The sequence below is a fragment of the Kitasatospora sp. NPDC056076 genome (genome assembly GCF_042266305.1).
Lineage (GTDB): Bacteria > Actinomycetota > Actinomycetes > Streptomycetales > Streptomycetaceae > Kitasatospora.
In genome coordinates this window covers 63,031-88,499 of the sequence record NZ_JBHJWG010000034.1, presented here as the reverse complement: position 1 = coordinate 88,499, position 25,469 = coordinate 63,031, and the positions used below count along the sequence as shown (strand labels likewise).

Annotated in this window: 26 protein-coding genes and 1 pseudogene; 7 read left to right on the top strand and 20 right to left on the bottom strand. The window is 70.9% G+C overall.

Going from position 1 to position 25,469, the window contains the following annotated elements:
* The 4 genes from ACFC1T_RS26085 to ACFC1T_RS26070 all read right to left on the bottom strand — a co-directional run.
* Positions 1 to 1,381, bottom strand: a 1,381-nt coding sequence (locus ACFC1T_RS26085) for a hypothetical protein (protein WP_375892271.1), incomplete at its 3' end; no start/stop codon positions are given.
* Between the two features lie 811 nt (positions 1,382 to 2,192).
* Positions 2,193 to 2,873, bottom strand: a complete 681-nt coding sequence (locus tag ACFC1T_RS26080; RefSeq protein ID WP_375892270.1) for an HNH endonuclease family protein — start codon at positions 2,871 to 2,873, stop codon at positions 2,193 to 2,195.
* A gap of 40 nt (positions 2,874 to 2,913) precedes the next feature.
* On the bottom strand, positions 2,914 to 4,245 hold the full coding sequence (locus ACFC1T_RS26075) for a hypothetical protein (protein WP_375892269.1): 1,332 nt from the start codon (positions 4,243 to 4,245) through the stop codon (positions 2,914 to 2,916).
* Between the two features lie 486 nt (positions 4,246 to 4,731).
* On the bottom strand, positions 4,732 to 5,166 hold the full coding sequence (locus ACFC1T_RS26070; RefSeq protein ID WP_375892268.1) for a hypothetical protein: 435 nt from the start codon (positions 5,164 to 5,166) through the stop codon (positions 4,732 to 4,734).
* Between the two features lie 1,373 nt (positions 5,167 to 6,539).
* Here ACFC1T_RS26070 and ACFC1T_RS26065 point away from each other — a divergent pair.
* Complete coding sequence (locus ACFC1T_RS26065) at positions 6,540 to 7,016, top strand: hypothetical protein (protein ID WP_375892267.1); 477 nt, start codon at positions 6,540 to 6,542, stop codon at positions 7,014 to 7,016.
* Positions 7,017 to 7,195: 179 nt separating this feature from the next.
* Positions 7,196 to 7,999, top strand: a complete 804-nt coding sequence (locus ACFC1T_RS26060) for an SAM-dependent methyltransferase (protein WP_375892265.1) — start codon at positions 7,196 to 7,198, stop codon at positions 7,997 to 7,999.
* A 9-nt stretch (positions 8,000 to 8,008) separates the two neighbouring features.
* Here the strand turns inward: ACFC1T_RS26060 and ACFC1T_RS26055 are convergent, their stop codons facing one another.
* From ACFC1T_RS26055 to ACFC1T_RS26045, 3 genes are all read right to left on the bottom strand, one after another.
* Positions 8,009 to 8,959, bottom strand: coding sequence for a helix-turn-helix domain-containing protein (locus ACFC1T_RS26055; protein WP_375892264.1), 951 nt, complete (start codon positions 8,957 to 8,959; stop codon positions 8,009 to 8,011).
* A gap of 88 nt (positions 8,960 to 9,047) precedes the next feature.
* Positions 9,048 to 9,281, bottom strand: coding sequence for a DUF397 domain-containing protein (locus tag ACFC1T_RS26050; RefSeq protein WP_375892263.1), 234 nt, complete (start codon positions 9,279 to 9,281; stop codon positions 9,048 to 9,050).
* A 415-nt stretch (positions 9,282 to 9,696) separates the two neighbouring features.
* Positions 9,697 to 10,242 carry a hypothetical protein gene (locus tag ACFC1T_RS26045; RefSeq protein ID WP_375892261.1) on the bottom strand — a complete coding sequence of 182 codons (546 nt, stop codon included), beginning with the start codon at positions 10,240 to 10,242 and terminating at the stop codon, positions 9,697 to 9,699.
* 286 nt (positions 10,243 to 10,528) lie between these two features.
* Here ACFC1T_RS26045 and ACFC1T_RS26040 point away from each other — a divergent pair.
* Positions 10,529 to 10,732, top strand: a pseudogene (locus tag ACFC1T_RS26040) (transposase family protein); the annotation flags it as partial.
* Positions 10,733 to 10,980: 248 nt separating this feature from the next.
* On the opposite strand, the gene ACFC1T_RS26035 reads toward ACFC1T_RS26040, so the two are convergent.
* From ACFC1T_RS26035 to ACFC1T_RS26025, 3 genes are all read right to left on the bottom strand, one after another.
* Positions 10,981 to 11,334 (bottom strand): hypothetical protein, encoded by a 354-nt coding sequence (locus ACFC1T_RS26035; protein ID WP_375892291.1) that lies wholly within the window; start codon positions 11,332 to 11,334, stop codon positions 10,981 to 10,983.
* A gap of 220 nt (positions 11,335 to 11,554) precedes the next feature.
* A complete protein-coding gene (locus ACFC1T_RS26030) occupies positions 11,555 to 12,067 on the bottom strand; it encodes a hypothetical protein (RefSeq protein ID WP_375892259.1) in 513 nt (170 codons plus the stop codon).
* Between the two features lie 138 nt (positions 12,068 to 12,205).
* Complete coding sequence (locus tag ACFC1T_RS26025; RefSeq protein WP_375892257.1) at positions 12,206 to 12,970, bottom strand: hypothetical protein; 765 nt, start codon at positions 12,968 to 12,970, stop codon at positions 12,206 to 12,208.
* A 572-nt stretch (positions 12,971 to 13,542) separates the two neighbouring features.
* Here ACFC1T_RS26025 and ACFC1T_RS26020 point away from each other — a divergent pair.
* The 3 genes from ACFC1T_RS26020 to ACFC1T_RS26010 all read left to right on the top strand — a co-directional run bounded on the left by ACFC1T_RS26020 (position 13,543) and on the right by ACFC1T_RS26010 (position 15,163).
* Complete coding sequence (locus tag ACFC1T_RS26020) at positions 13,543 to 13,755, top strand: hypothetical protein (protein ID WP_375892256.1); 213 nt, start codon at positions 13,543 to 13,545, stop codon at positions 13,753 to 13,755.
* Positions 13,756 to 13,938: 183 nt separating this feature from the next.
* Entirely contained in the window at positions 13,939 to 14,424 is a 486-nt protein-coding gene (locus tag ACFC1T_RS26015; RefSeq protein ID WP_375892255.1) for a flavin reductase family protein, read from the top strand.
* A gap of 367 nt (positions 14,425 to 14,791) precedes the next feature.
* Positions 14,792 to 15,163: a hypothetical protein gene (locus ACFC1T_RS26010; RefSeq protein ID WP_375892254.1), complete on the top strand. Its 372-nt coding sequence runs from the start codon at positions 14,792 to 14,794 to the stop codon at positions 15,161 to 15,163.
* Positions 15,164 to 15,229: 66 nt separating this feature from the next.
* Here the strand turns inward: ACFC1T_RS26010 and ACFC1T_RS26005 are convergent, their stop codons facing one another.
* From ACFC1T_RS26005 to ACFC1T_RS25995, 3 genes are all read right to left on the bottom strand, one after another.
* On the bottom strand, positions 15,230 to 15,478 hold the full coding sequence (locus tag ACFC1T_RS26005; RefSeq protein WP_375892252.1) for a DUF6296 family protein: 249 nt from the start codon (positions 15,476 to 15,478) through the stop codon (positions 15,230 to 15,232).
* 479 nt (positions 15,479 to 15,957) lie between these two features.
* A complete protein-coding gene (locus tag ACFC1T_RS26000; protein ID WP_375892251.1) occupies positions 15,958 to 16,698 on the bottom strand; it encodes a GAF domain-containing protein in 741 nt (246 codons plus the stop codon).
* 5 nt (positions 16,699 to 16,703) lie between these two features.
* Positions 16,704 to 17,777 (bottom strand): STAS domain-containing protein, encoded by a 1,074-nt coding sequence (locus tag ACFC1T_RS25995; RefSeq protein ID WP_375892249.1) that lies wholly within the window; start codon positions 17,775 to 17,777, stop codon positions 16,704 to 16,706.
* Positions 17,778 to 18,514: 737 nt separating this feature from the next.
* Between ACFC1T_RS25995 and ACFC1T_RS25990 the strand changes: the two genes are divergently transcribed.
* Positions 18,515 to 20,785: a catalase gene (locus ACFC1T_RS25990; RefSeq protein ID WP_375892247.1), complete on the top strand. Its 2,271-nt coding sequence runs from the start codon at positions 18,515 to 18,517 to the stop codon at positions 20,783 to 20,785.
* Between the two features lie 229 nt (positions 20,786 to 21,014).
* Here ACFC1T_RS25990 and ACFC1T_RS25985 read toward each other — a convergent pair whose 3' ends face one another.
* From ACFC1T_RS25985 to ACFC1T_RS25955, 7 genes are read right to left on the bottom strand one after another with little or no spacing between them, the layout of a single operon-like run.
* On the bottom strand, positions 21,015 to 22,880 hold the full coding sequence (locus tag ACFC1T_RS25985; protein WP_375892245.1) for a complex I subunit 5 family protein: 1,866 nt from the start codon (positions 22,878 to 22,880) through the stop codon (positions 21,015 to 21,017).
* A 14-nt stretch (positions 22,881 to 22,894) separates the two neighbouring features.
* Positions 22,895 to 23,248: a sodium:proton antiporter gene (locus ACFC1T_RS25980; RefSeq protein ID WP_375892244.1), complete on the bottom strand. Its 354-nt coding sequence runs from the start codon at positions 23,246 to 23,248 to the stop codon at positions 22,895 to 22,897.
* Complete coding sequence (locus tag ACFC1T_RS25975; RefSeq protein WP_375892242.1) at positions 23,245 to 24,009, bottom strand: MnhB domain-containing protein; 765 nt, start codon at positions 24,007 to 24,009, stop codon at positions 23,245 to 23,247. The genes ACFC1T_RS25980 and ACFC1T_RS25975 overlap by 4 nt, the downstream gene beginning before the upstream one ends.
* On the bottom strand, positions 24,006 to 24,323 hold the full coding sequence (locus ACFC1T_RS25970) for a Na(+)/H(+) antiporter subunit B (RefSeq protein WP_375892241.1): 318 nt from the start codon (positions 24,321 to 24,323) through the stop codon (positions 24,006 to 24,008). The genes ACFC1T_RS25975 and ACFC1T_RS25970 overlap by 4 nt, the downstream gene beginning before the upstream one ends.
* The gene (locus ACFC1T_RS25965) at positions 24,320 to 24,631 is read right to left on the bottom strand and encodes a monovalent cation/H(+) antiporter subunit G (RefSeq protein WP_375892239.1); all 312 of its coding nucleotides are present in this window, start codon (positions 24,629 to 24,631) and stop codon (positions 24,320 to 24,322) included. The genes ACFC1T_RS25970 and ACFC1T_RS25965 overlap by 4 nt, the downstream gene beginning before the upstream one ends.
* Entirely contained in the window at positions 24,628 to 24,921 is a 294-nt protein-coding gene (locus tag ACFC1T_RS25960; RefSeq protein WP_375892237.1) for a monovalent cation/H+ antiporter complex subunit F, read from the bottom strand. Before ACFC1T_RS25960 ends, ACFC1T_RS25965 begins: the two co-directional genes overlap by 4 nt.
* Positions 24,918 to 25,406, bottom strand: coding sequence for a hypothetical protein (locus tag ACFC1T_RS25955; RefSeq protein WP_375892235.1), 489 nt, complete (start codon positions 25,404 to 25,406; stop codon positions 24,918 to 24,920). Before ACFC1T_RS25955 ends, ACFC1T_RS25960 begins: the two co-directional genes overlap by 4 nt.
* Between the last annotated feature and the right edge of the window lie 63 nt (positions 25,407 to 25,469).

Genomic DNA, 25,469 nt, shown 5'->3' with positions numbered 1-25,469 from the left:
CGTCCGTAGTGACGGTCCTGGTCGCGGCGCCGCCGAACGACGCCTGCCCGGACACCACCGTGAACACCACCGGAACCGAGCGTCCCTGCCCGCCGGCCGTGACGGCCCGCACCACCAGCTGCATGGGGAAGCCCTGGCCCGCTGTCGTCTGCTGCCCGTCACCCGCCACCCTCTCCAGTCGCGCCACCGGCGGAGGGTTGACGGTGAGGTAGAAGTCCGCTCGGACACCGCCTGTCGTCGCGGTGACACGTACCGGGCCTGGTGTCTGCCCGGCGGTGAGGACCGGCGCGCTCACGTACCCGGACGCGTCCGTAGTGACGGTCCTGGTCGCGGCGCCGCCGAACGACGCCTGCCCGGACACCACCGTGAACACCACCGGAACCGAGCGTCCCTGCCCGCCGGCCGTGATCGCCCGCACCCTGAGCTGCGTGGGGAAGGCCCGACCGGCAACCGTCTGCTGCCCGTCGCCTGCCCACTTGTCCAGCCGCGCCACCGGCGGAGGGCTCTTGACCCACTGCAGGACCACCTGGCCGTGGCCACCGTTGGTGCGGGTAGCCCCGCCGACGCCAACACCGGGCCGGTAGTCCCGGTCACTGCTTGCAGCGGCGCTACCCCCGGTGTACCGGCCGGGCGCGGCCTGGCCGGAGATGGTGGTGCCGCCGGTGACGGTCGGGGCCAGGTAACCCGATCCGCCGCCTCCGGCGCCGGGGATCTGGCTGGCGTCGTTGGAGTTGGGCTGGCTCGTCCCGCCGCCTCCGCCGTAGTAGCCGCCTCCGCCTCCACCTCCGCCCATGGTGAACCTCCCCGCGATCTGCGCCGAGTTGCCTCCATGAAGGGCTGCGCCGGGCGCGCCGGACACGGACCCGCCTGTGCCGGCCTGTCCGCCTGCTGTCCGGGTGCCCGGACCGCCGTCATGGGTGATTCGGCCCCGTGCCGAACCGGAGGTCCCCCCGCCTCCGCCGGCGCCCGTGATGGCGTTGCGGGTGCCGGTGGCCCCGCCGCCTCCGCCGGCGATGACCAGCGCCTGGCCCTGCGTATACGTGCTGGTGAACACGCCCGACAGACCGCCCCCGGAGCCGCCTGGGTAGTCCGCGCTGTTTCCGGCTCCGCCTCCGCCGTAGGTGTTCGCGGACGAGTTGGCCCGTCCTCCCTCGCCGACGACGATCAGCAGCCTCTGGCCGGGCACCACGGCGATGCTCCCCCTGCTGAAGCCTCCTCCTCCGCCGCCGCACCCCGTGGATACCTGGTGTGCGGTGTCCCAGGTTCCCCCGCCTCCGGCTCCCCAGACCTTGACGTCGATGCGGGTGACCCCGGAGGGAACGGTGAAGTACTGGCCGCTTCCGGTGTAGGTGAAGTGCTGGGTAGCAGTTGTCTGAGTCATGAGGTGGTGCTGTCCTTTCAGCAGGTCAACCGTTCTTCTGTGGCTGGGCTTGCGAGGCGCCGTACCACGGCGGGTAGCGGGAACCCCTTGGCCCTTGGCGCCGCAGGACGGGCGGCGCGCTCTTGGTCGTTGCCGTGAAGCTGGTAGAACCCCCGGCATCCCCGATGTCCGGCCGATCCTCGAAGCACTCCCGGCGGGCGTATCTGTGATCACCCTTAGAGCCCTGCCAGGCAAGGACCTTGGCCGTCCGGCTCACCCTCACCGAAAAGAACTCGCTGTTGTGATCGCCGCAGCAGGATTGGTCAGGTCCACACCAGACCCGGCCCTGAAGCCGTAGCCCGTACGCGTGTAGTTGAGTCCCGTGCAGAACATGACTGCATCGCCGCACACCCTCAGCCCTCCATGCCTCACTCAAGCGCTGGCAGCAAGGGTGTATACCAACGACTGGAGGTGGGGCACGCCTAGACCGTCCCGATCTACCCGTTCAGACCCCGACGCCGAGGGGCTCCGGCCAGTCGAAGCGCGGCTGCCAGCAGTGCCAGCGGCCCGGTCGGGCCTCAGACGAGGGGCTCTCATCGGCCGTACACGCGGACCCGAGCAGGGCGGGTGCGACGCGGGAGGTGGCCTCCTGGCCGTTCGCCCCAGCCCCGAGGATCTTCTCCCCGCCGACCAAAGGCTGGCTTCGCGCGCCTCCGAACGGGCCGCAGCGGAGCGCGGCAAGATCAAGGAGCTTGTGCTCCGGCCTGCCGGCGGGCCGGCCCCGTTCTGCCTGGCCCGCGAATCGCGGGCCAGGCAGAACGACGTGGTACGGCTACGCGCAGGTGTCGAGCATCTCGGTCAGGGCCTGCTGCTCAGCCTGGGTGACGTTGAGGTGGTAGAGGCTCTTCACGTGCACCCACGCCCTGGAGTAGGTGCACCAGTAGGAGCGAAGCGGCGGGCGCCACGACTCGGGTCCCTTGTCGGCCTTGGCCCTGTTGCTGGAGGCTGAGACGGCGACCAGCTGCGGGTCGGTCAGGTCGTTGGCGAAGGCCTTGCGGGTCTTGGTGTCCCACAGGTCGGCCCCGGACCGCCAGGCATTTGCCAACGGAACCAGATGATCCACATCGAGATCTTTTGAGTTGGTGAAGGTCTTGCCGTCGTACGGGCTTACCCACGTCCCGGCGACGGCCTGGCACTTGTCGTTCTGGACAACGTCGGTGCCGTCCCGTTCGAGGACGACTTCGCGGGTATCGCAGGTCCCGAACTGCAGGGCCCAGTGCGGGAATCGGGCGCGGCTGTAGCCGTCCATGGAGTGGGGTTCGGAGACGGGAAGGTCGGCGAGCTCGTCGCGGGCGGTGTAGACCGGCGGCGGTTCCGGGAGCGCGCGGTGCGGCGCCGTCGCACGGACGGCCGGGGTGGAGGTGTCGGCGTAGGCCGGGCTCGCGGCCGGCACGGCGGCCAGGGCGAGCGCGGCGAGGAGGGTGGCGCTGCGGCGCCACGTGAAACGGATCATGCGGCCACGACTACCTGATGGGCCGCCTGGTGAGGATGTGTCACCCGGTGGTCGGCGTGGCGTCCACGGGGTTGACCGGGGCCGGTCCGGGAGCGCGGGCGCCTGGGCGGTTGCCTGCTGTCCGGGCGGTGGTGCGCGCTTGGAGGTAAGCGGTCCAGTCGGTGGCCGCGCGGGCGCGCCACCGTGTGAGGGTGCTGAGGTTGAGGCCGAGCATGGGGGCGAGGACGGCTGGGGGCATGTCCTGGGCGAGTTGGACGAGGGCGGCGGCCCGGGCCGGGCGGCCGGGGATGCCGTGGGTGGTGAGGCGTCGCACGAGCGCGGAGCCGGTGATGTGCCGTCCGGGTTCGGCGGAGGGGAAGAGCCAGGGGTTGGGGTGGTTGGCCGCCCAGCCTGGTGGTCGCGGCCGGTCGGCGAAGTCGGTCAGGAGCCGGGCCAGGGGGTCGGGCAGGCGGATGGGCACTTGGTCCAGGACGAGGACGCTCTCGCCGGCCCGCACGGTCACGGCGTCGGCGGGCAGCGCGGCGATCCGGGTGATCTCCTGTCCGAAGAGCAGGAGGATCGCGCCGGCGGCGCGGACGTCCAGCGGCAGGCCGGTGTCGGTCAGGCACTGGTGGAGGACGTCCCAGTGGGAGTCGTCGTCCAGGGTGACGGGGTCGGGCCGGGGCCGGGCGGGGACGGCGAGGTCGCGGCGTGCGGCCCAGAGGAGGAAGTCGCGGACCTCGTAGCGGGTGCTGAGGCCGTCGGCCAGCCACCGGTCGACCTCGTGCTGGCTGACGTCGGCCAGGGCCAGCCCGGCCTTGGCCATGGTGGCCAGGAAGTCGGCGGCGGTGTTGATCCTGGTCTGGGCCCAGCACAGGCGGTTGGCGAAAGCGTGGTCGCGGTGCCCGCGCCAGCGGGCGCGGGGCAGGAGCGACCAGCGGACGTAGGTCCGCAGCAGCAGGGCGTGATCGGGGTGACGGGCGAGGACGCGGGCGAGGTGGCGGTCGACGCGGGCGGGGAGCTCGTCGCGCCGGGGCAGGGCCTGGTAGGCGAGCAGGACACCGCGCAGGTAGTCGACGACCCGGGCTCCGCCGCGGCCTTCGGCCAGGGCCAGGGTGTCCAGGTCCTCGTGGGTCAGCAACCGCCCGTCGGCGACGGCGCCAGTCAGGAGGGCAGCGGAGCGGGAGCCGCGCAGCCAGCTCAGGGCGGTCACCGGTTCGTCGCATGCGGCCAGGGCGGAACGCATCCGCGCGTACTGGCCCTCGGGTCCCGCGGGCCGGCCGTCGAAGAGGTCGGCGAGGTGGTCGCACAGGCCACGGACCTTGTAGGAGCGGGGGTTGCTGCAGCGCGGGCAGACGTACGGGTCGTCGTGGCCAGCACAGGGGCCGCACACGCGTGCCCTCTTGTGGCGGGCGGTCAGGACCCGCGGCTGCCCGCACCCGGGACAGGTTGCGGGTCGGCGGCGGGCTTCGCGATAGCAGGGTTTGCAGACCGGACCGACCGGCCAGCGGACACACACTGGGGCGTTGGTAGTGCACAGCGCGCACGGCGCTGGCGGGCGCTGGGACGAAGAAGGCCAGAAGGCTGAGGAGCACGGTGGCGGCACGACGCCACCCATGAAGTGTGATCATGCGCCATAGATACTGTCCGTGCACGCTCGAATGGGTGAAGGTAGTCCTACCGAGGGCATGTCTGTCCACCGTGCTGATCCGCGCGGAGTGAAGCGCCCCTGCCCACGCCGCCGAAACCCGCGCTGAGCGCTGCGACCCCGACCACGACATCGCTCTCCAGCGCCAACGCCTCGTTGTCCATGACACCCAGCGCGCCACCCAGCACTGACACTACGGACCCGAACCGTGGCCGGTCGGCGGGGCGTGTTTCAGGCGGGCCGGTCGGCGTCCCGGAAGTGGAAGCCGGCGTCCGGGCCGCCGGTGAAGACCACGGAGTCCTGCCCGATCCCGAGAGCGTCCAGCAGCACCTGCAGCGCGTCGTCGGCGTCCTCGTGGGAGCGGTGCAGCCACACCCACGTCTCATCCTGCCCATAAGTCATTAGGCTGAGCGCGAAGTACCGCCGCTCGACCGTGAACACGGCGACATCCACCTCGCCGAGCTGGTCCCAGCTGCGCTCGACACTCAGGCGCAGCCGGGTCGCGAGGGCGTCCAACGGCGGCTTGAGTCCGGCGATCATCCGGAAGCTCTCGCCCGCGGCGTCCCAGAGGCTGGTCTGCGCGGCCGGGTTCCTGCCGGTGTAGTACGGCGGGATGGTGGCCGGCTGCCAGTCCGGTTCCGGTCCGGGTACGACGATCTCCGCCATGTGCTCTCCCTTCGTTCGCCCGTGTACGGCTGGGCGCAGCGTAGCCCGGGCTGGGGGCACAGCGGCAGGGGGTGCCGGCCGGGTGAAGGGTGTCGAGTCGGCGGCCACCGTGTCCACCGGCTCGGCGCCTGGCCCGCGGTCAGCCGAGCCCTGGTTCAGGTGGCGCCACCCGCCGCCCGGGCGCAAGGCAGCATGCCCTGTGTGTGGCGAGACAGATCAGGGCTGAGCTGTGGTGTGCCGGGGCGGGCAGAGGCTGCGTGTGCCGTCAGGATCCGAGAATTCCGCCGATCAACTCCCCCAGGAGCCGTGCGGCGACCCGAGCACATCTCACCCTGCGGTGTTCGCGCTCAAGACCGCGTCGCCGCACGGGCGCTGGGCGGACCCGAGGGCGTCCGGTTCGGTGCGCGGTCCTGGCCCGTACTGCTCTGTTCATCGTGTCCGGCCCTTCACCATGGCCGCCGGCGGCGGCGAGGACTGAACTGTGCCCGGTGATCGGCATCTCCGCGGCTGTCCCGGCACTTCCTGTGGATAAGTGCCGCCTGCGGAAACAAGCATCCCCGAACGGGTGCCTGGGCGCGGCGGCCTGTACGGACCGGCTGGCCAGAAGTCGGCTTTCGCACAGCCGACTTGGTGCGGCTTTCCGTTCGATGCCCATACTCGCGTTTGGTGTGTACGGCGAGAGGGGCCCGGTGGGGGCGCGGAGTCGCGGCGGAAGCGCTGCTGCATCCGATCGAAATGACGCACAAGCTGATAGACGGCAGCCGGATTGCGGTCCCGCGCACGGCACCCCGCGGCGCTGCAAAGTCGCGGCATCAACGTGGTTTCCCACGATGTGAGTTGAGTGTGCCGAGCGAGTGCAGTGCAGCGGTTTGGGGGCGGTAGCGTTTTCTGTGGCTGCTCTGGTGAGGAGCTGCCTCGGACGGTGTGCGACCACCGTCCGAGGCGTTGGTCGTTCGATCACGAGAAGGTTGGGACCTATGCATGACCGAACTGCCCGAGGGCGGGCTTACCCGCCCTCGCGGGCCCCTCAATCTAGCAGTGGGCCGAACGCGTTCGTGGGATTGCGCGCGGCCGCCTTGGCCGCGTCCGGACAGCTGCGCGGCAATGCCGTGCCCGTGCTCGTCATGGCGTGGATGGCATCGCACGGACTGCGCCTTGATACCGAACAGGTCCTGCTGATGGCGATGTTGCTGCAGGCCGGTGCCCCGGTGGAACGATGCGGAAGGTCCGCCGGGCGGCGCTGACGCCTTCGCCGGTGCGGCTCGCCCGCGAAGCGGCGGGCCGCACCCGGCGCGGGCGAGGCCTCCCGTCGAGGGGCCCGCCGGATCGGCACCTGTCCGTGTACACCAGCGAGTTGACGTGGGGAGGCCGTGATGCCTGCTGACCGAAACCGACCCGCTCGACGTCGGCACCGTTGCGACGTCGGCTTCACCGCCTTCGTCGCCCTCCAGGAGGAGGGCTACCTGCGGTACGCGCAGGCGCGCCTCGGCGACCGCGCCCTGAGCCTGGCCGCCGTCGAGCTGGCCCTTGAGCGGGTCGAAGTCCACTGGGAGAGCGCCCTGTCGCAGGAGCGTCCGGGAGCGTACGCCTGGTGCATCCTGCGGGCGGCCGTCGCCGCGGCCCTGGGGGCCGTCCCCTCGGCCACACGGGGGGACAGGCTCCACCCGGCCCTGCCGCCGACGCCGGCCGATGTCGCTCTCCTCCACCACGACCTCGGCATGCCAGTCGGGAAAGCCGCCCAGCTGATGGGGGTCGACGAACCCGAGGTCCGCCTGGGCCTGATGACAGCCCGGCGCCTGCTGGCCACGAGCAGCGCGCCAGTGGGGAGGAAGGACTTCTCGAAGCTCTAATCGCACACCGAACGGACCGGCGCACGCACCGGAGCGTGATCGCCCTGGTCGGCGCACGGTCCGTCAAGCAAGCACCACGTCACCCGAACCAGCGGTGGTGTCGCCCGGTGCTGCCCCTCTACGATGGGCGGATCAAGCCGCCGGCACCAGACCGGGGTTGCCGGACACCGAGGGGTACCGTGGGCGAGTCCGATCTGACGAGCCGGGTGAACGTGGAGATCCCGGCCGCAGCGAGGATGTACGACTTCCTGGCAGGCGGGACCAACAACTTCCCCGCCGACCGACGGACCGCCGAGGACCTGCTCGCCATCGCCCCCAGCAGCCGCGAACTCGTGCGCCACAACCGGGCGTTCCTGCTGCGCGCGGTCACCAGCATCGTCCGCGAGCACGGGATCACGCAGATCCTGGACCACGGGTCGGGGTTCCCAGCCGACCGCAACGTCCACCAGGTGGCGCAGGCCGCCGACCGGGCCAGCAAAGTCGTGTACATCGACAACGACCCGACCGTGGTGCTGCACAGCCGGGCGCTGCTCGACGAGAACGAGAACGTGCGGATCCTCGGCGCCGACATCGCCGACCCGGCGGCGATCCGCGCGAGGACCGACGGCTTCATCGACTACGGCGAGCCGGTCGCGATGCTGTTCGTGTCGGTCCTGCACAGCTTCGCCGACGACCTCGAGGCCGCCGCCGTCGTCCAGGAGAGCATCCGCGGGCTGCGGCCGGGGAGCGTGGTGGTCCTGTGCCAGCTGGCCAGCGACCGCGCGGACTTCCGCCGGCAGGTGACAGGGTTCATGCGGGAGCGCACCCAGGGGATGTGGGGGCGGGTCCGGAGCCGGGACGAGGTCGCTGACCTCTTCGACGGCCTGGACGTCCAGGACCCCGGACTCGTGGACGTCAGCGAATGGCACCCGGACACCGAGGTCCTCGCACCCCAGCGCAGCCGCGAGTGGATCACCTACGGAGGCCTGGCCGTGGTGCGGTGAGCACCGCCCTCAGAGCTGGCCGAGGTACTCGCCCGCCGCCGTCAGGAGCATCCTCTGGCTCTCGACGCGGTCGAGCGCGTGCCCCATCAGGCGCCAGAGCATCTCCTTGGCGTAGGTGAACGGGGACGGCCCCTTGGACTGCGCGTCCTCGTCGTCGACCGGCACCAGGTAGTCCGCGGCCATCAGGCCCTCGTTGTAGACGAGTTCCGGCAGGCCGGTAGTGCGGAAGTCCAGGTGGGTGATGGACGTGATGCTGGAGGCGACCGTGCAGGTGCGAGGGATCACGCGGATGCCGAAACCGGGGGTCTGGGTCAGCGCGATCAGCCGCTCCAGCTGCCCGACCATGACCTCCGGGGAGCCCACGGTCCGGGTCAGCACGCCCTCGTCGATGTAGTGCACGGTTCGCACGCCCCCGTCACGTGCCCGGTGCTGGCGCTGCATCCGCAGCGCCACCCGCCGCTCGACCTCCGAGTCCATGGAGCCGGGCAGGTCGCCGGTGATCACCGCGCGGGCGTAGGCCTCGGTCTGCAGGAGCCCGGGGAACAGCACGCGCTCGTACCCGTACAGCTTCCAGGCCTTCGACTCCAGCGCGATCAGCCGCTCGACGAACCGCGGCAGCAGATCCCGGTAGGGGGCCGTCCACTCGGGCTGCATCGCGTGGCGCGCCAGCTGCTCGAACTCGCCGACGACCTCCGGCGCTGCCTTGTAGGTGCGCAGCAGGGCCCGCACGTCCTTGAGCGTGACGGGGTTGTTGCCGGTCTCGAAGCGGCTCAACTTCGACACCGAGAATCCCGAGGTCCTGGCGGTGACCTCCTTCAGTGTGGCCTTGCCGCGCAGGAGGCGAAGGCTGGTGCCGAGAAGAATGCGGGAAGCGGTCGGACTGTCTGTCCCGGGGGCCGCTCTGGGGGCGAATCCGAATACATTTTCGCCAGGGCTGAGAGCCTCATTGCTGGCCGACACGCGGGACCTCCCCAATAGCGAGCATCGACGCTCGATTGTCGCACAGCGCGGTCCCGCGTGTCGCGTGCCGAATTTCCCGCTCAGGTGGTCATCGGATGTACATGTGGTCGAATTCTCCGGCCTTTGCCCCGATGATGAATGTCCTGACCTCGTCAGGTGTGAAGACGAGTGCGGGGCCGTCCTTGTGCCTGCTGTTGCGCATCGCGATGTCGCCCCCCGGGAGGGTGGCGACCTCGACGCACTGGCCGACCCCGTTGCTCGCCGCCGCCTTGATCCACCGCGCGTCCGCGATCGTGTCCGCCCGGACTCCATTGGCAATCATGGTTCGCCGTCCTTCCTGTCGTGGCAGAGTAAAGGCCTCCGCAGGGCCCCTGATTGCATGCTAAGCCGCTGCTCAAGGGCCCAATGCAATCCCACCGTGCAATTGCGGCGGGTTCCGTGAATCCTAGGCCGCGCAGAATCGAACACGCCCGCCGCCGATCGGGTGAAGGCCGAGATTCTCGACGACGAATGAAATTGATGTACTTTGCCAAACCTTGATCAATTCTGAATTGTTTGAGGCAGTCACGGAAGATCGGGACGCTGCCCGGTGCGGCCGCCCGCGACGCCCCGCTGCACGAACCTCCGTACCTGCAGCATCCGCAGGGCTTCGGCGTAGTCGGATGGCGTCCGGCCTGTGATCACCAGAGGACCGAGGAGTGCAACTCTGACAGCCGAGCGCCGGGCGAAGAGTCCGGTCAGCCGTAGAGTGGAGGGGCGACTGAGACACTGACCCGGTCACCGAAGCGGCCGCGCAGGTCTGCCTGGGCGCTGGCCAGATTTCCGCTGACGCCGACCTCCACCACGCCGCGGGTGAAGCTCACCTCCGAGCCGTCGCCCACACTGACGATGCCGTAGTCGCTCGTGTGTCCTATCAGTGCCACGACCCGGTTGCGGGTGGCGGCCAGCTCGCTGATCGAGCGCGGCGCGTCGCGCAGGTCCACGGGCACGCCCAGACCCAGGTGGGCGAGGGCGGCGTCGAAGCCGCCACCGCCCGGCTTGCGGTAGACGATGACGCGACCGTCCGGAACGTCCACCGTCAGGCCCGTGAAGACAGCCTGGTAGGAGCCGCCGAGGCGTGAGACCGCGTCCGCGGCCGTGTCCAGCCGCTGCTGGTCCGGTCGGCCCGAGCTCGGAGGAGGGCTTGCGACGACGGCGGATACGGCGGCACTCGTCAGAGCGGGAGCGGACGGCACGACATTGGCCTGTCCAGCGCAGGATGCGCAAGCCAGCAGAGCGGTCAACGCCAGGGTGGCAGCGGTCAGGTGTATCGGCGTTGGGGTACGGGGCATCGATCCAGCCTCACTTCATCGGCGACGGCTGGTGATCGTACGCGGGCGCGAAGCGGCGGGCGTAAAGAAGGCAGGCACGGCTTCCAAGATCATGGAGTTCTCTACGCCCCGTGACCCGAGTGGAAGACCGTGCCTGTCGACGCATCATCCCTGATTCCGACTGCCCTTGCCCAGCCCCGCGAGCAGCCCGAGGCGGTTGCTGGGGAGGTGCCTCGGGCTGCTGGAGTGGCTGGCCCAGGTGCCGGACCCCCGTGATCCGCGTGGAGTGCGGCATGCGCTGGCCCTGGTCCTCGCCCTGACAGCGTGCGCGGTGCTGGCCGGGGCGACCGTGCTGCTGGCGGTCGGTGAGTGGATCGCGGACATCTCGCCGCAGGTGCTGGGGCGGCTCGGAGTGCGCCCCGATCCGGTGCTGCCCAGGCGGCTGGTGCCGGCCGAGACGACGGCCTGTCGGCTGCTCGAGCGTATCGACGGCGACGCCCTGGACCAGGCGGAGGGCGGCTGGCCGGCCGCCGGCCCGCAGGCGCCGGACTGCGCGGACTGTCCTGGGCGGCAGGAGCCTGCGCGGCGCGGCGAAGGCCCGCGGGCGGAAGGTCCATCTGCTTGCCGCGGTGGAGCACACCACCGGATTGGTCCTGGCCCAGCTCGACGTCGGCGAGAAGAACGGAGAGACCAGCCGCTTCCAGTGTCGGGTCAGTGTGCGGGTTCCGGGCGCGGTGCCGGTGGGTTGCTCGGGTGTCGGTCGAGGGCTTGGTCGAGGCGGCGACGGAGGGCACGGCCGATGGGCTTCTCGACCACTCGGTGGATGATTGCGGCGAGGAGGAGCATCGAGACGGTGGTGAGGGCGAGTCGGCCCCAGGGGCCGAGCCAGTGGGCGTGGGCGGTGAGTTCGGCGGCCATGGGCAGGCCGAGGCTCTGGTGGATCAGGTAGAAGGGGTAGGTGAGCGCACCGGCCGTCATCAGCCAGCGCCAGCGGATGCGGGCGAGGGGGCCGATGGTGGCCAGGAGCAGCAGGGCTCCGCTCCGCCGACGACGGCTCCTGACCACGACCGGCCGACAGGGGACAGGAACCCAGCTCTCGGCCGTCAGCCGCCGCGAGTACCTCGCCCGCCCGCCAGGCACCCGGAGCGTGCGGCGGCAGAACCCGGAGCGCCCGCCGACACCGCGAGTCCGCCTCCGGCCCCCCGCCCGGCCCCGGCCGCCTTCTACGCCTACGCCGCCGGCCGCATCACAGGACCGCTGTTCGGCGCCGCGGCCCCGCCCCCTGTCACGGACAGCGTCGGCCGATGTCACCGAAGGCCTGGGGAGGCAGCCCGGCGCGCAGAAGGTCGAAGGAGTCCAGGACACTGCCGCCGGCCGCCGGGTCGGGCCACCGGCCCGGGGCGACCACAGGGACACCGAAGTACGCCTGGCCCCATCCGTCCTGCCACGTCGGGTCGACGACCGTGCCGTCAGCGGTCGCACACCAGGCATGCGCGAGCGGCACCACGCTGGCGCCCCCGACACCGGCGGCGGCGAAGCCCTCGACGTAGACCAGACCCGGGTGTCGCCGAGCTGTCGTGGATGCGTTGCCGTAGCAGAGCTTCTCGGTCATGGGGGCGATGCCGGTGGGCAGGTCGGCCGGTTCGAAGAAGCGACCGTGCTGGAGAAGGAGATGGTACGCGGATCGGTATGCCCAGCTCACGGTGCCAGGGGCGGAGTGCTCGTACAGCTCGGCGTGGGCCCGAAGGTAGCCGAGAAGGTCGGCTTCGGCTGTCGTAAGTTCTGGTGATCTGGTCATGCCTGTTCTCCGTCGTCCACATTCCGTGCCGCGGCCCGGGGAAGGACCGGACATGGCGTGCCCGGATCCCAGGTCACGGTGAATCCGAACCGGGGCCACAATTCACCCCGCGCCACGACGACCCTGTGCTCCTGGTGGTCATCGGCCGTCCCCACCGCCGGGAGCATCGGCAGAGCGGGTCAGTTCCATTCGAGCGCTGCCCGGCTCCCAGGTGACGGTATAGCCGTAGCCAGGGGCTTTCTCCACCGCCCATCGGAACTGCTCCACCACGTCGGAGTTGCCCTTCACGTCACCCCTCATGAGGGTGTAGCCGCCCTGGACCTGGTACTCCACGTCGATCCTGTGGGCGGCCTTGACGGAGAGGTTGCCCATCCGGCCGCCGACGGCACGGAAGGTGAAGCCGGCCTGGTCGTCGCCGCCGACGGCCAGCCCCATCTGGCGGAACAAGCGCTCGGCCTGAACGAGCGTGATTTTCCGCGGAGTGCCTCCGCGTACCGCTGGCGTTCGGTCGGCGCCGCGAGGAGCGGCGGTGGCCGGCGGGGGAGGTGCCGCAGGCTCCGGGCAGAGGAGGGTCCCGCCCGCCTCCCGGCACAGGGAAGCCAGCGTGTCGGCAGGGTACTCGGGGTGGCCAGCCCACTCCTGTGCCTGCTCCACCAGGAATAGGACATGCCCGGCGGCCAGGTCCACCCGCCCGGCGGCGATCGCCGTGTCGACGGCGCCGTGTGCGTAGGCGGCAGAGCGAAGCACGGCACCAGGGCGTGAGCACACGCTCTCGCCCATGACGTCGACCCGGTCGAAGGCTCGCTGGCTGATGAAGTCCGCAAGCTGGTTCACGTTCTTGCGTAGGGCGGTCGCGGCTTCGTCCGATGCGAAGCCGTCGGAGGGAGCCGCTATCGGAGTCACGTGACCAGTCCTCAGGAGAAGTCGTGGGCGTAGAAGGCACGCGGGCCATCGAGATGGTAGCCCTCCGGGCTCGGGGCCCGGGATTGCGTGCTTGAGGTGTGACAGATCTTCGGACTTCCAGTGGGCTTGCTCATGGTCGAACTCGGTCAATGAACCTGCCTTCCTGTGGCGCCGACGAATAGGCGGCAGCGCGGTGGCGAAGCCCAAAGGGGCTCCGTCCGAAGCTTGGGGGACATGACGCGCCCTGCTCGGGCCAACCGATCGGGAACGCCGCGCGCCCAGGCAGGCAGACAGGGAACGGCGGCGTGGAGGTGTCCTTCCAGGGTGCGCCGCCCCGTCTGGGAGCGCCTACCGAGCTTTCCCGTCCCCGCCGAGTGGCCACGCGAGGCTCTGTGAGCCCGCACCGGAGCCGACCGACGGGCGGTCGACGGCCGGCGGACATAGGTTTCCGACATGACGGCAGACGAGTCGACGATCCCCACGGTGGGGGCGCGTGGGTTGGACGAGGTACTCGAAGTGACCAGGGCCGCCAACCGGCACCCCTCGCCGTGCAGCGATTCGAGCACGCCGTAATGACGTCCTACCAGTGGGCCACTGGTGCCCAGCTCGAAGCCCCTGTGACCGCTTCCACGTCAGGTCCCTGCCGTGATCAGCTCTTCGCCGAACGCCGCAGCGCCGCCGTGAAATTGCGTGCGGCCCTGAACGATGGCGCCGACGTCAGCTATGCCCTTGGCGCCTACCAGGCCCTGGCCTGGCTCTGTGGCTACCACGACGACGCTCCCTGAAGGCCCTGCGGCCACCCGCACCCTCGCACTCGTCGGGAGAGCGATCGGTGCGGCGGGGTCGGCAACGAACACCTCCTACGCGCCCACGAAACCGGTGGCACCCGTGCGCTGCGTCCCACGGACGGCGGACCGGCTTCACCAAACGCGGACGTGGCCTGCGGATCCGCGGGAAGGGACAGTTGCGTGAGTCGATTCGATGCGTTCAGCGCACTGCTGGACTACCCGGTCTACGTCGTCACCGCCGCGGTCGGCGAGGAGCGCGCGGGCTGCCTAGTCGGCTTCGCCGGCCAGAACTCGCTACAGCCGCCGCGATTCACCGTGTGGATCTCCAAGGCGAACCGCACCTACGCCGTCGCGTCACGCTCACAGGTGCTGGTGGTCCACCTGCTCCCGGCACGCCGCCACGACCTCGCCGAGCTCTTCGGCGGTCGCACCGGCGATCAGGTCGACAAGTTCGCCGCCACCGAGTGGGAGCCCGGTCCGGGCGGAGTTCCGGTCCTGACCGGCGCGATGGCCTGGTTCGCCGGCCACGTTCTTGCCCAGGCCGACTGGGGCGACCACGTGGGCTTCCTCCTGGCCCCGTTCGCCATCACGACCGAGTCGCACACCAGCGGCGGGTCGTTGACCCTTCACGACGTGAAGGACATCGACGCCGGACACCCGGCGTAGCTGGGCCAGGCGGCCGGGTGAGGCTCGACAGCGAGCGTCGGTGGCATTCGAACAGCACCGACGGCGCGGCCGGGAGCGGAGACACCGCGACACCGCGCGGGCGTAGGGCTCCAGAGCGAGGTACGCCCACAGGTGCGAGGGTCCCAGACCGCAGATCCCGTTCGGGTTCCTCCTCGGCGTCGCCTTCGCCTCTAAGCTCGCGCCGCGGAAAGCGAGGGCCTGCCGCGGCCTGCCTTGCCGGACGACGTCCGCAACCAGCGGGCTCCGAGAATGGCAAGACCCCACCAGCTTGACCTGCTTCGTGTCAGAACAGTAACGACACGGAACGCTGAGTTACCGAAGTGGTTTCGAGCGGTAGACTCACGCCATGGAGGACAAGCACCTGTTCGAGTCGGTGTGCGACGTTCTCGCCCGCCATGGGTTCGAGGTAGCACCGCCGCAGGCGGCCGGACTCTTCGTCCGGCTGCGACCGGGGAAGGGCCTCCTGGTGGGCTGGCGTCCGGGCCGCGAGACGGCCGGGCCGACCGCGCACAGCGGCAGCGACGCGGCGGACGTCGAAGTCGGCGACGAGTTCCAGCGCCTGCGAGGCGCACTGACCCTGGCCCTGTCCGAGGTCCTGGCCGCGTCCGGGTACGCCGTGACCGGTCAAGGCGTGGACCTCCTGGTGGCCGCCTCTCGCACGTCGGCACGTATTCCCTCGCCCGCCACCGGCGACCCGGTGACCACCCGGATTGTGTAGCGCGGCAGGACCGGCCCACATCCCTCGACCCGCCGGAGTGAGCCCGCACCTTACGCCCTCCGAGGGTCAGGGCAGCGGCTCAGCGTGCAGGCACTGTTCCTGGCCGCCCCCGCCGGTCGGGCAGTCCCTGTCGGCCAGGGGTTGGGCGACGAAGTCGTCGCTGATCTGTACGCGGAAATCACCGGATTCGTCCGCGTACACGGGCCGACCCTCGGCGGTGACGTCGCCGGTCAGGTGGACCACGAGCACGGTGGGCGGCCCGTGGCGCCCGGTAGTGCCAGGAAGCGTGATGCCGTAGCGTCGATAGAGAGCCATGACGGGCACTCTCCTCACCGTCCTTGCACCGGTGGGCGGTCTGCGAGGTGCGGCACCGCCACCCGCTGCGGGTGCCTATTCATCGTAGCCGTGCCGCACGCCCTGTGCCCGTGTTGTCATCACCAGCGCCTGGGTCGCTCGCGCTGCCGGACATAGCGGAAGCCGCCCACGGCGTATCCGCCCCCCACACCTGAGGTACAGCACGGCCGTGTGCCTAGTGGCTGCCGAGGCCCTCGCTGTAGCCGGGGTAGCTGTGTGTATAGGGGGGTACTCGGGCGACTCCTTGATCTGGGTTTTGGTGCGGCCTACGTGGAGAGTCTCGTCGTCGTGGTCGAGGCGGGCGTGGTGTCGGCGGGCAGCGGCAGGTGCTTGCCGGTCAACCACGACCCGCGGTCGGCCACGCTGTGGATGGCACCGACGCGCGGCGCGGCCGCAAGCCCCCGCGGCGCGAATCCCTGGGCGTCTTCTTCGGTGCGGGGTCAGTGGTGGGGGGCTGTGCGGGGGATCTGGTCGGTGTCGAATTCGCCGTCGGCGATCGACCGTGCCAGGACGGAGAGCTGGTGGTGGTGGGCGCGGGCGTACGCGCGGAAGGCGGCGAACGCCTCGTCAGTGGTGACCTGCCAGCGTTCAGCGAGGATGCCCTTGACTTGTTCGAGGACGATGCGGCTGGTGAGGGCGTACTGGAGCTGGCTGCGTTCGGTCTCGCTGTGGGCCAGGGTGCGTTGCTGCAGGATGGCGATGGTGGCCAGGTCCGCGAGCGCCTGGGCGAGGGCGGTGTCCTCCGGGGTCAGTGTGTCGTTGGTGGTGTGGAACAGGCCGACGGCACCGATGACCTTTCCGCGCAGCCACATCGGAATGGCGTTGGTGGCCACGAATCCGGACTGCAGGGCGGCCGGCGTGAAGAGCGGCCAAGCCCGCGCGGAGTCCGGGTCCTCGAGGCTGATGTTGGTCCGCGGCCGGCCGCTGCGGTAGCAGTCCACACAGGGCCCCTGGGCGTGCTGCAGCGCGAAGAGTTCCAGTAGCCGGGTGTTCTCGTCCGAGGCGGCCAGTACCTGCAGCACGCCGTGCTCGTCGGCCAGCAGCACCCCGCACGCGGCAACGTCCAGCAGCTCCACACAGCGCTCGGACAGTCGCTGGAGGAAGTCGATCAGGTCGAAGTCGTCGATCAGGGAGTCGGCGACCTCCACGAAGACCTTGGTGAGTTGCTGTTCGCGGGCCATGGCGATCAGTCCTTGTCTGGGACGGGCAGCGGCGTGCCGTTGCCGCTGTCGTTGCCGTTGTGGTCCAGGCGCAGCCGTCGTGTGACGACGTCCCGGGAGATTTCGGTGAGGGGTCGACCGTTGCTGTAGGCGTGCGCGCGCAGCCGCAGCAGGGCCTGGGGCAGGGAGATGGCGAGCTGGACGCTGACCATGCCGGTGGCCTGGTGGACGACGGCCTGGAGCAGGGAGTCGGGCGTGTCGGCCGGAACGGCCGGGCCGTTGGGGTCTGGGACGACGCTGCCCAGGGCGCGCCCGGTCAGGGCGTGTGCGAGGACCTGTGCGTCACGGACCTGCCCGTCGGTCAGCGGTCCCGCTGTCCGGCGCACCACGGTCAGCACACCGACTCGGATCGCCCCGATCCCCATCGGGAAGCAGAACACGGCGCGGGCGTCCAGGCCCGTGGCCTCGATGCTCAGTGCCGGCCAGCGCTCGGGCCGGATGCGCGTCAGGTCCGGCACCAGGACCATGGCGCCGGTCCGTACTGCCTCGGGGCCCGGGCCCTCGCCGAGGGTGAACTGCAGATCCTCGAACCGGCCGGCCGCCTGGTCGGTGCACCACATCAGCTCTGCCCGCTCGCCGCCGGTTGCCAGGGAGACCGTGAGTCCGTCCACCCCGAGGGTCTCGGCGGCTCGGGTGGCGACCTGTGCTGCGGTGTCGTACCCGTCGTCGAGCTGGAGCAGGCGCAAGACCTGGGCCATTCCGTCACTGATCACCAGTTGTCCTGTTCCGGGCGACCCTGGGGCGCTGCCGTGCGGCGGCTCGCCGGGTGATCCCCTACATGCGAGAAGAACGCCACCCGTGCCGGTCAGGCTGATCAGGCGCGCCACCGATCGGCTCGGGTTCACCACACGCAGGCTTCCCCCCGCGGCGGAGGTGGACCGGCCGGCGGCGAGGAGGGCGTTCAGGCCGCTGACGTCGCAGAAGGTGAGGGATGACAGGTCGACGATGATCGCGCGCGTCCCCGTGTCGAGGCATCTGCCCACTGCACTCAGCACTTGGGCTTTCGTGTCCATGTCGAGCTCCCCGACCAGTGCGGTCACCGTAGCGTGGGCGCTGTCGCGCCGGGTCGCACGAAACGCCGGGCGCCGCCCCTGTGGGGGCGGCGAGTTGTCCGGAGGCCGGAGGGTGTCGGTCTCGTGTATGCGGCCCATCGCGGTCTCCTCAGCCGACGTCGGTGACGCAGCCGGGGTCGGGGGCGGCGCGAGCAGCAGTTCATGAGGTCGTCCTCAGCCGGTGGGCACGCAGTCTCTCGGATGGGGCTCTCGCTTCTGAGCGCCGCCCGGGCCGATCGTGTCGGTGGGCGCGGAGGACCGTATGTCATCAGAGTAGTCCGGATGCGAGGTCCCGGACCGGCCGGAGCCCGGGAGGTTCAGGGCGACCGTCGCCGTCCTGTGTCCATCCGCAGGCGTCGGAGCGTGTGCGAAGGCGGCGGCCGGATCGCGTTTCGATGATGAGGCCCGGGCGGGAGCGAGGCGGCGGGGATCTGTTGCCCGAAGCAGACCCGTACGCCGGGAGTGGCCCGGCCTGCGCCGAAAGGGCGCACCGAATCGCGGTCGGTGTGAACCCTGTAGCAGTCTGAGACGGCGCGGCCACCGCCCGGGCAGGGCGCCCGGACAAGGTGACGGCCCGGCCCCGCATGTTGTCGACGCTGTCGACGTGCGTGCGGGCGGGGCAAGCGCCCCTGAAGGCCATGGTGCACGTTGTGGCCGCGAGCCGTGCGACCGCTCAGCCTGTCCCGTCGCCGGGCGGGCGGCATGACCGTTTGTGAGTTGAGGACATGGACAAGCCCGCCTCTGTGAAGAAGATCATCGACGCCGTCACGGACGCTGCCGCCGGCCGTGACGGACCGAACCCGACGCCGGGTGCGCCGAGCTCCCGGCCGCCGACTGCCTCCGAGTCCGCCGAACCGCAGCCGCCCCTGCTGCTCAAGCCCGATCAGCGGCCGCCCGCCCCGGTGGCGGCCACGGGCCGCTCGACGGGGGCGCCGGCGGACGTCCGGGCGCAGACGGGCGAGTATCTGACGACTGCGCAGGGTGCCCGGTTGCCGGACTCCGACCATTCCCTGAGGGCCGGGCCTCGCGGCCCGGTGCTGCTGCAGGATCACCACCTGCGGGAGAAGATCACCCACTTCGACCACGAACGGATCCCGGAGCGCGTGGTGCACGCCCGCGGTGCCGCTGCCCACGGTGTCTTCCGCGGCTACGGCACCGCCGCCGCCGTGTCGAAGGCCGCCTTCCTCGGAGAGGGGGTGCAGACTCCGGTCTTCGTGCGATTCTCCACCGTGCTGGGCTCCCGCGGGTCGGCCGACACCGTGCGCGACACCCGTGGATTCGCCACGAAGTTCTACACCTGCGAGGGTGTCTTCGACCTGGTCGGCAACAACATCCCGGTGTTCTTCATCCAGGACGCGATCAAGTTCCCTGACGTCATCCACGCGGGCAAGCCGCACCCGGACCGGGAGATCCCGCAGGCGCAGAGCGCCCACGACACCTTCTGGGACTTCGTGTCCCTGCACACCGAGGCCACCCACCACACCATCTGGAACATGTCCGACCGGGCCATCCCCCGCTCGCTACGGATGATGGAAGGCTTCGGGATCCACACCTTCCGACTCGTCAATGCCGACGGCGCCTCCACTCTGGTGAAGTTCCACTGGAAACCGAAGGCGGGCGTGCACTCCCTGGTGTGGGAGGAGGCGCAGTTGATCGGCGGCATGGACCCGGACTTTCACCGCCGCGACCTCGCCGACGCGATCGAGGCCGGGAACTTCCCGCAGTGGGAACTCGGCATCCAGGCCTTCCCCGACACGCCGGAGCAGACGTTCGAGGGGATCGACCTCCTCGACCCGACGAAGATCGTCCCTGAGGAGCTCGCGCCGGTCCAGCCGATCGGCCTGCTGACGCTGAACGCCAACCCGGTCAACTACTTCGCGGAGACCGAGCAGGTCGCCTTCCACCCCGGCCACCTCGTGCCGGGCATCGACATCACGGACGACCCGTTGCTCGCGGGCCGCCTCTTCTCCTACCTCGACACGCAGATCACGCGCCTGGGCGGTCCGAACTTCGCCCAGATCCCGATCAACCGCACCCACGCGCCCGTCAACGACATGCTGCGCGACGGCTTCCACCAGGACGCCGTGCACGGTGGTGTCGCGCCGTACAAGCCGAACTCCCTGGACGGCGGTTGCCCGTTCTTCGCCGGCACCGGGGACCGTGCCTTCGTCGAGTTCCCGACCCCGGTCGCCGCCGCGGCCAAGGTGCGTGAGGCGCCCGCCTCGTTCGCCGACCACTTCGGCCAGCCCCGGCTGTTCTGGCTGAGCCTGAGCCCGGTCGAGCGCGAGCACGTCATTGCCGCCTACACCTTCGAACTCTCCAAGGTCTACGAGCAGGCGATCAAGGAACGCGTCCTGGGCGTCCTGGCGCGGATCGACGCCGAGCTCTGCCAGGAGGTTGCCGCAGGACTGGGCCTGCCGGCGCCGAGGGGCGGCGCCGAGGCCTTCGCCGAGGTCGCCCCCAGCCCGGCCCTGTCCCAGCTCGGGCGACGGTGGCCCGCGACCGGCCGGGTAGTCGGTATCGTCACCGGCGCCGACAGCGACCCCGGTGTCGTACGTCGGATTCGGGAAGCCGCCCATGGCGCCGGGCTGCTGCCGCTGATCATCGCGCCCACCGGGGCTCCCCTGGCCGAGGACCTCGCCGTGCAACGGACCTTCGCCGCCACCCGTTCCATCGAGTTCGACGCTCTCCTGGTGGCCGACGCTCCCGCACCGGGCGCCGACGACCGCGGGGCCCGGGACGCACGGCACGGCGCTGTCGCGGGCGGCCAGCCGACGCTCGACTCCCGCATCGTCCTGCTGGTCAACGAGGCCTACCGGCACGCCAAGCCGATCGCCGGCCTCGCGGACGCCCGCGCGCTCTGGGCCGTGGCGGGGGTGGATCCGCAGGCACCCGGAGTGTTCAGCGAGAGCGACGGCGTCGACGCTGTCTCGGCCCTCGCGGAGCAACTGCGCACCCACCGGGTCTGGGAACGCTTCCCGGCCGCGGCAGGCTGAACCCGCCCCTCGCGCCTGCCTGTCGGGACAACCGCTCCGGCAGGCAGGCGCGAGGGCTGGTGCGGGTCGGCGGCAGAGCACCTCGAGGACACCGCTCAGGCGTCCGCACTGTTGCGGCGCCCCACCAGGTTCAGGTGACCGACGAGCAGGTGAAGGGTCAGCCGCGCCTGGCCCCTGAGATTCTCGGCCGCCCTTGTTCCACCGGTCGGCACGCAGGTCGCGTTGGCGGCTATCTGAATGCGGTGAAGGCGGACAGCAAGGCGGCGACACCGGCGGCGAGCCAGGCGGCGTTGTCGCCGAGGCGTCCCGAATGCAGCCGGCGCAGCGGCAGGATCAGGCGTCGGGTGCCGGCTGCGGCCACGCTCCGCAGGCGGTGTGCGACGTGCCAGGGCGCCCCGGGGCCCCAGAGGGCGGCTGAGGCGAGCCCGGCGGCGAGGACGGCCGACAGGAGTCCCAGGGCGATGCCCTGCCCGGTCCATGCGGCTGGTGGGAGCGGCGGTTCGCCGTCCGGTGGGGACAGGGGCGGGGCCAGCCCGGCCGCCGAGAGGTAGGCGGCTCTGTTGGTGAACAGGTCACCGGCACGGGAGAGCGAGGACGTGAGGGAGGGGAGGAGGCCGATGGCCAGGCTGCCGGCGAGGAGCAGTGCGGGCACGGCCAGCATCGGCATCGGGACGGGTCGTTCCGGATCGCGGACCTCGGGTTCCTCGTGGTCGCCGCGGGTCTGAGCGCCGGTGCTGTCGTGGGGCGGTGCGCCGGCTCCGGCGAAGACCCGGGCGGCGGTGCGCAGCACGGTGGCGCCGGTGATCGCGGAGGTGAGGATGTACACGGCGGGTAGCCAGCCGAGGAAGTCGCCGGCGGCGTGCTCGGACAGGGCTTTGCCGAGTCCGGTGCCGAAGGGTGGCAGTCCGGCGACCGCGAGGCCGCCGAGGCCGAACATGATGCCTGCGCCGCGGCGTAGCTCGCGGGCGCGGCCGTACAGGCCGTGCTCGTCCACGGAGCCGTACCGGTCCAGCAGCACGCCGGTGAGGGCGAACAGCGCGGCCTTGGCCCCGGCGTGGCCGGCGACGTACAGGGCGGTGCCGGTGACACCCGGCGGGTCGAGCAGGGCCAGGCCGACGAGGAACAGGCCGACGTGGCTGATGGTGGAGAACGCCAGCATGCGCTTGATGTGCCGCTGCTGCCAGCACATGAGCGCGCCCAGCAGCGCGGTGACCACGCCCATGGTGAGCAGCACGTCGCGCGCGGCGTCGGCGGGGATGCCGCCCGGTCCGGAGAACACGGTCCAGTACAGGCGGGCGGCACCGTACACGCCGAGTTCGACCATGACGCCGGACAGGAGCATGCACACCGGGGTCGGGGCGACGGCGTGGGCGTCGGGGAGCCAGAAGTGGAAGGGTGTCGTGGCGCCTTTGACCAGCAGGCCCGTCAGTACGAGCACGAACGCGGCGACGACCAGGGCGTCGGTGGTGTGGCCGGCGAGGTGCTGGCCGATCTGCGCCATGCCGAGCTCACCCGTGTCGGCGTAGAGCAGGGCGATGCCCATCAGGGAGCAGTACGCGGCGAGCGAGTTCACGATGCCGAAGGTGAGAGCCCCTTGCAGGGGGCGGGGGTCCTCGACGTGGTAGCCGGTGAGGGCGTAGGCGACGGCGCCCATCAGCTCGAAGAAGACGAAGGCGTTGAACAGGTCGCCGGTGAGGGCGAAGCCGCACATCCCTGCTTCGAACAGCAGGATCAGGGCGGGGAAGGTGCCGCGGTGCCCGGCGGGTGGTTCTTCGTAGTAGCGCCAGGAGTAGAGGAGGGCGGCGAGGATCAGGATCGCCGTGAGCAGGGCGAGTCCGACACCGACAGGGTCGCCGACCAGGACGATGCCGACGCCCTCGCCTCCCGATGGACGCCAGTTGCCGACCCAGTTCACCAGCGTGTCCTGGCTGGAGCGGTGCCACAGCGCGGCGAGGAGGGCGACGTCGCCAAGGGCCCAGGCGGTGGCCAGGATGTCGCAGCCGAGCCGGGGCAGAAGCCGGCCCGCGACGGCCAGGACGACGGCGCCGAGCAACGGCACCGCGACGGCCAGCGGAAGGAGTTGTCCGGCGGTCATCGGTGTCGGATCCTTCATCCTCGAAGGGCGTTGAGCCGGTCGGGGTCGACGGTGCTGTGACGGTTGTGGAGCTGGATCACCAGGGCGAGCAGGAGCGCGGTGACGGTCGCGCCGACCACGACGTCGGTCAGGGCCAGGGCCTGGACCACCGGGTCGACGACCACGGACTGTGGTGAGGTGTCGGAGAAGACGGGGGCCGTGCCGCCCCGCCGGAAGCCCACCGACATCAGCAGGACGTAGGTGGAGGATTGGGCCACCGCCAGGCAGCCCACGGCGTGGACCAGGTTGCGGCTGGTCACCAGGCCGTAGACGCCGACCAGCAGGAGCCATCCGGCGACCAGGTACGGCAGCGGGCCGAGCAGGTTCATCCGGTCGGCTCCTTCCTGTCGCAGGGGCGGTTCCCACCAGGGCCCGTCGCGAGGGCTTGGTCCAGGAAGTGGGCGAGCAGGACGATGACGCCGCTCGCGACCTCGATGCCGACGGCCGCGTTGATGACGGGCACCAGCCCGCCCGAGGACAGGGTGTTGAAGGTGCCGAGCGGCAGGACGTTCTGGAGGTAGGCCGTTCCGGCGATCAGCCCGGCGAACCCCACGGCGGTGAACGCTGCGGCCGCGACGGCGTCGATACCGTCCAGCAGTTCCCGGGGCCGGATCCGCTGCAGTACGCGATAGTCGGCGGCGACGTAGGCCAGGTGCAGGGCGGTGGCCAGGACGACGCCGCCCTGAAAGCCTCCGCCGGGGCTGAGCTGCCCGTGGGCGACGACGTAGACACCCGTCAGCAGAGCCACCGGCAGCAGCAGGGCGCCGAACAGGCGGGTCGAGGGCAGCACCCGGGACGGCCGGGGCCGGGCCTTGCGCTCCCGGTCGGTGCGGCGCAACAGGGCGGTTGAGCCCAGCACTGCGCCGAACAGGATCGACTCCTCGCCGAGGGTGTCGTAGGCCCGCTGGTCGAAGTTGATCGAGGAGATGGTGTTGGCGGTGCGCTGTTCGAGGGTGGCGGCGACAGCGCGGTCCCCGTACGGATGGACGGCGGTGCCGAAGTGCGGCAGGCCCGTGCACGCCAGAGTGTAGAAGACGGCGATGACGGCCGCTGCGCACAGGAACAGCCTGACCCGTGCGGTTCGGCTCACGGTTGGCCGCCTTCACCGGGGCTTGCGCCCTTTCCCTGCCCGTCCTGGCGGGCAGGCGGCCTTCTGCTGCGGATTCGGCGGACGGTCAGCATGATCAGCAGGGGGGTCACCGCCGTGCCCACCCCTAGTTGCGACAGCGCCACGTCGGGGGCTTGGAGGACGGTGAACAGCAGGGCCAGGCCCAGACCGAGAACGGCGAGTACCACGGCCTGGCGGGCGGGGTCGCGGGTGAGCGCCGCGACGGTGCCCAGCGCGGCTACCAGCAGCAGAGCGAGGAGGATCAGGATCTCGGTCACAGGCGCGGTGCCGTTCACGTGTGGCCCCCTTCGGGTCCGTCGCTGTGGTCGGTGGCGACGGTGACGCGGCCGATCGCCATGGTGGTGATCGGCCCGCCGGCGGCCAGCAGAGCGCCGACGACCAGTAGCTTCACGGCGCCTCGTCCCGGGCCGGTGTCCAGGGCCAGCGCGAGCGCCATCAGCGGTGCTCCCAGGGAGGTCGCGGGTGCGAGGGCGTGCAGCCGTGCGTAGGGGCGTGGCAGTACCAGCAGCGCGCAGGTCGACAGCAGCAGTACCGCGGTGGCGGCCACCAGCAGCGCCAGGGCGACTACATGGCGGGCGGTCACGAGGCGTCCCCATGGTGGGCTCGCCTCGATCGCGCCCGTTCTCCGGGCGCGAGGAGCCGGGTGAACACGAGCGTTCCGGCCGGCCCCAGCACCGCGAGGACCAGCGCGAGGTCGGCGTAGGAGCTGCGGTTGAAGCCCTGCGCGAGCAGCAGGAAGAGCACGGCCGTCATGACCGTGGCGAGGTTCGCGCCGGCCAGGCGCTGCGGGGCGCCGTTGCGGCAGGCCACCCACACGCACGGGCCCAGGCCCAGAGGCATCAGCACCAGGGACGCCAGCAACCAGGCGTTCACGCTGGATCCACCTGTGCGAGGACCGACTCCAGGCGTGAGCGCGAGTCGAACAGCGAGTGGGCGGTCAGCACCGCCGGGCGGCCCTTCTCCTCGTCCACCGCCACGACACAGCTACCGGGTGTGGCGGACAGCAGCACGCACGCCCACGGTGCACCGACGCCTGGCCGCAGACGTACCCTCGCGAATCGGCCCCGGGCCGGGCGCCCGCGCAGCGCGGCCACGGTCACCCAGGACAGCTGGGCGGTCTCCGTGAGTGCCGTGGCCGGCCACGCCCACAGCGCCGCCGGCAAGTGGCCGGCCGGCCCGGCTGCGGGGTGCGCTGCCCTGTGGATCGCCCACGCGCCCGTGGTCGCCATTGCGCAGGCGCCGGCTCCCACCATGAGTTCCAATGGGGACAGAGTGCTGATGAAGACCAGGTAGATCATGAACAGCAGCGCCCACCAGCCGGCCAGTTCGACGATCAGTCGCGACCCGGTGTTCGGCATCGGCACTCTCCTCGGATCCGTCCGCCGCGTGATTCGGTGGGTCTCGTCTGCCCCACACCCTGG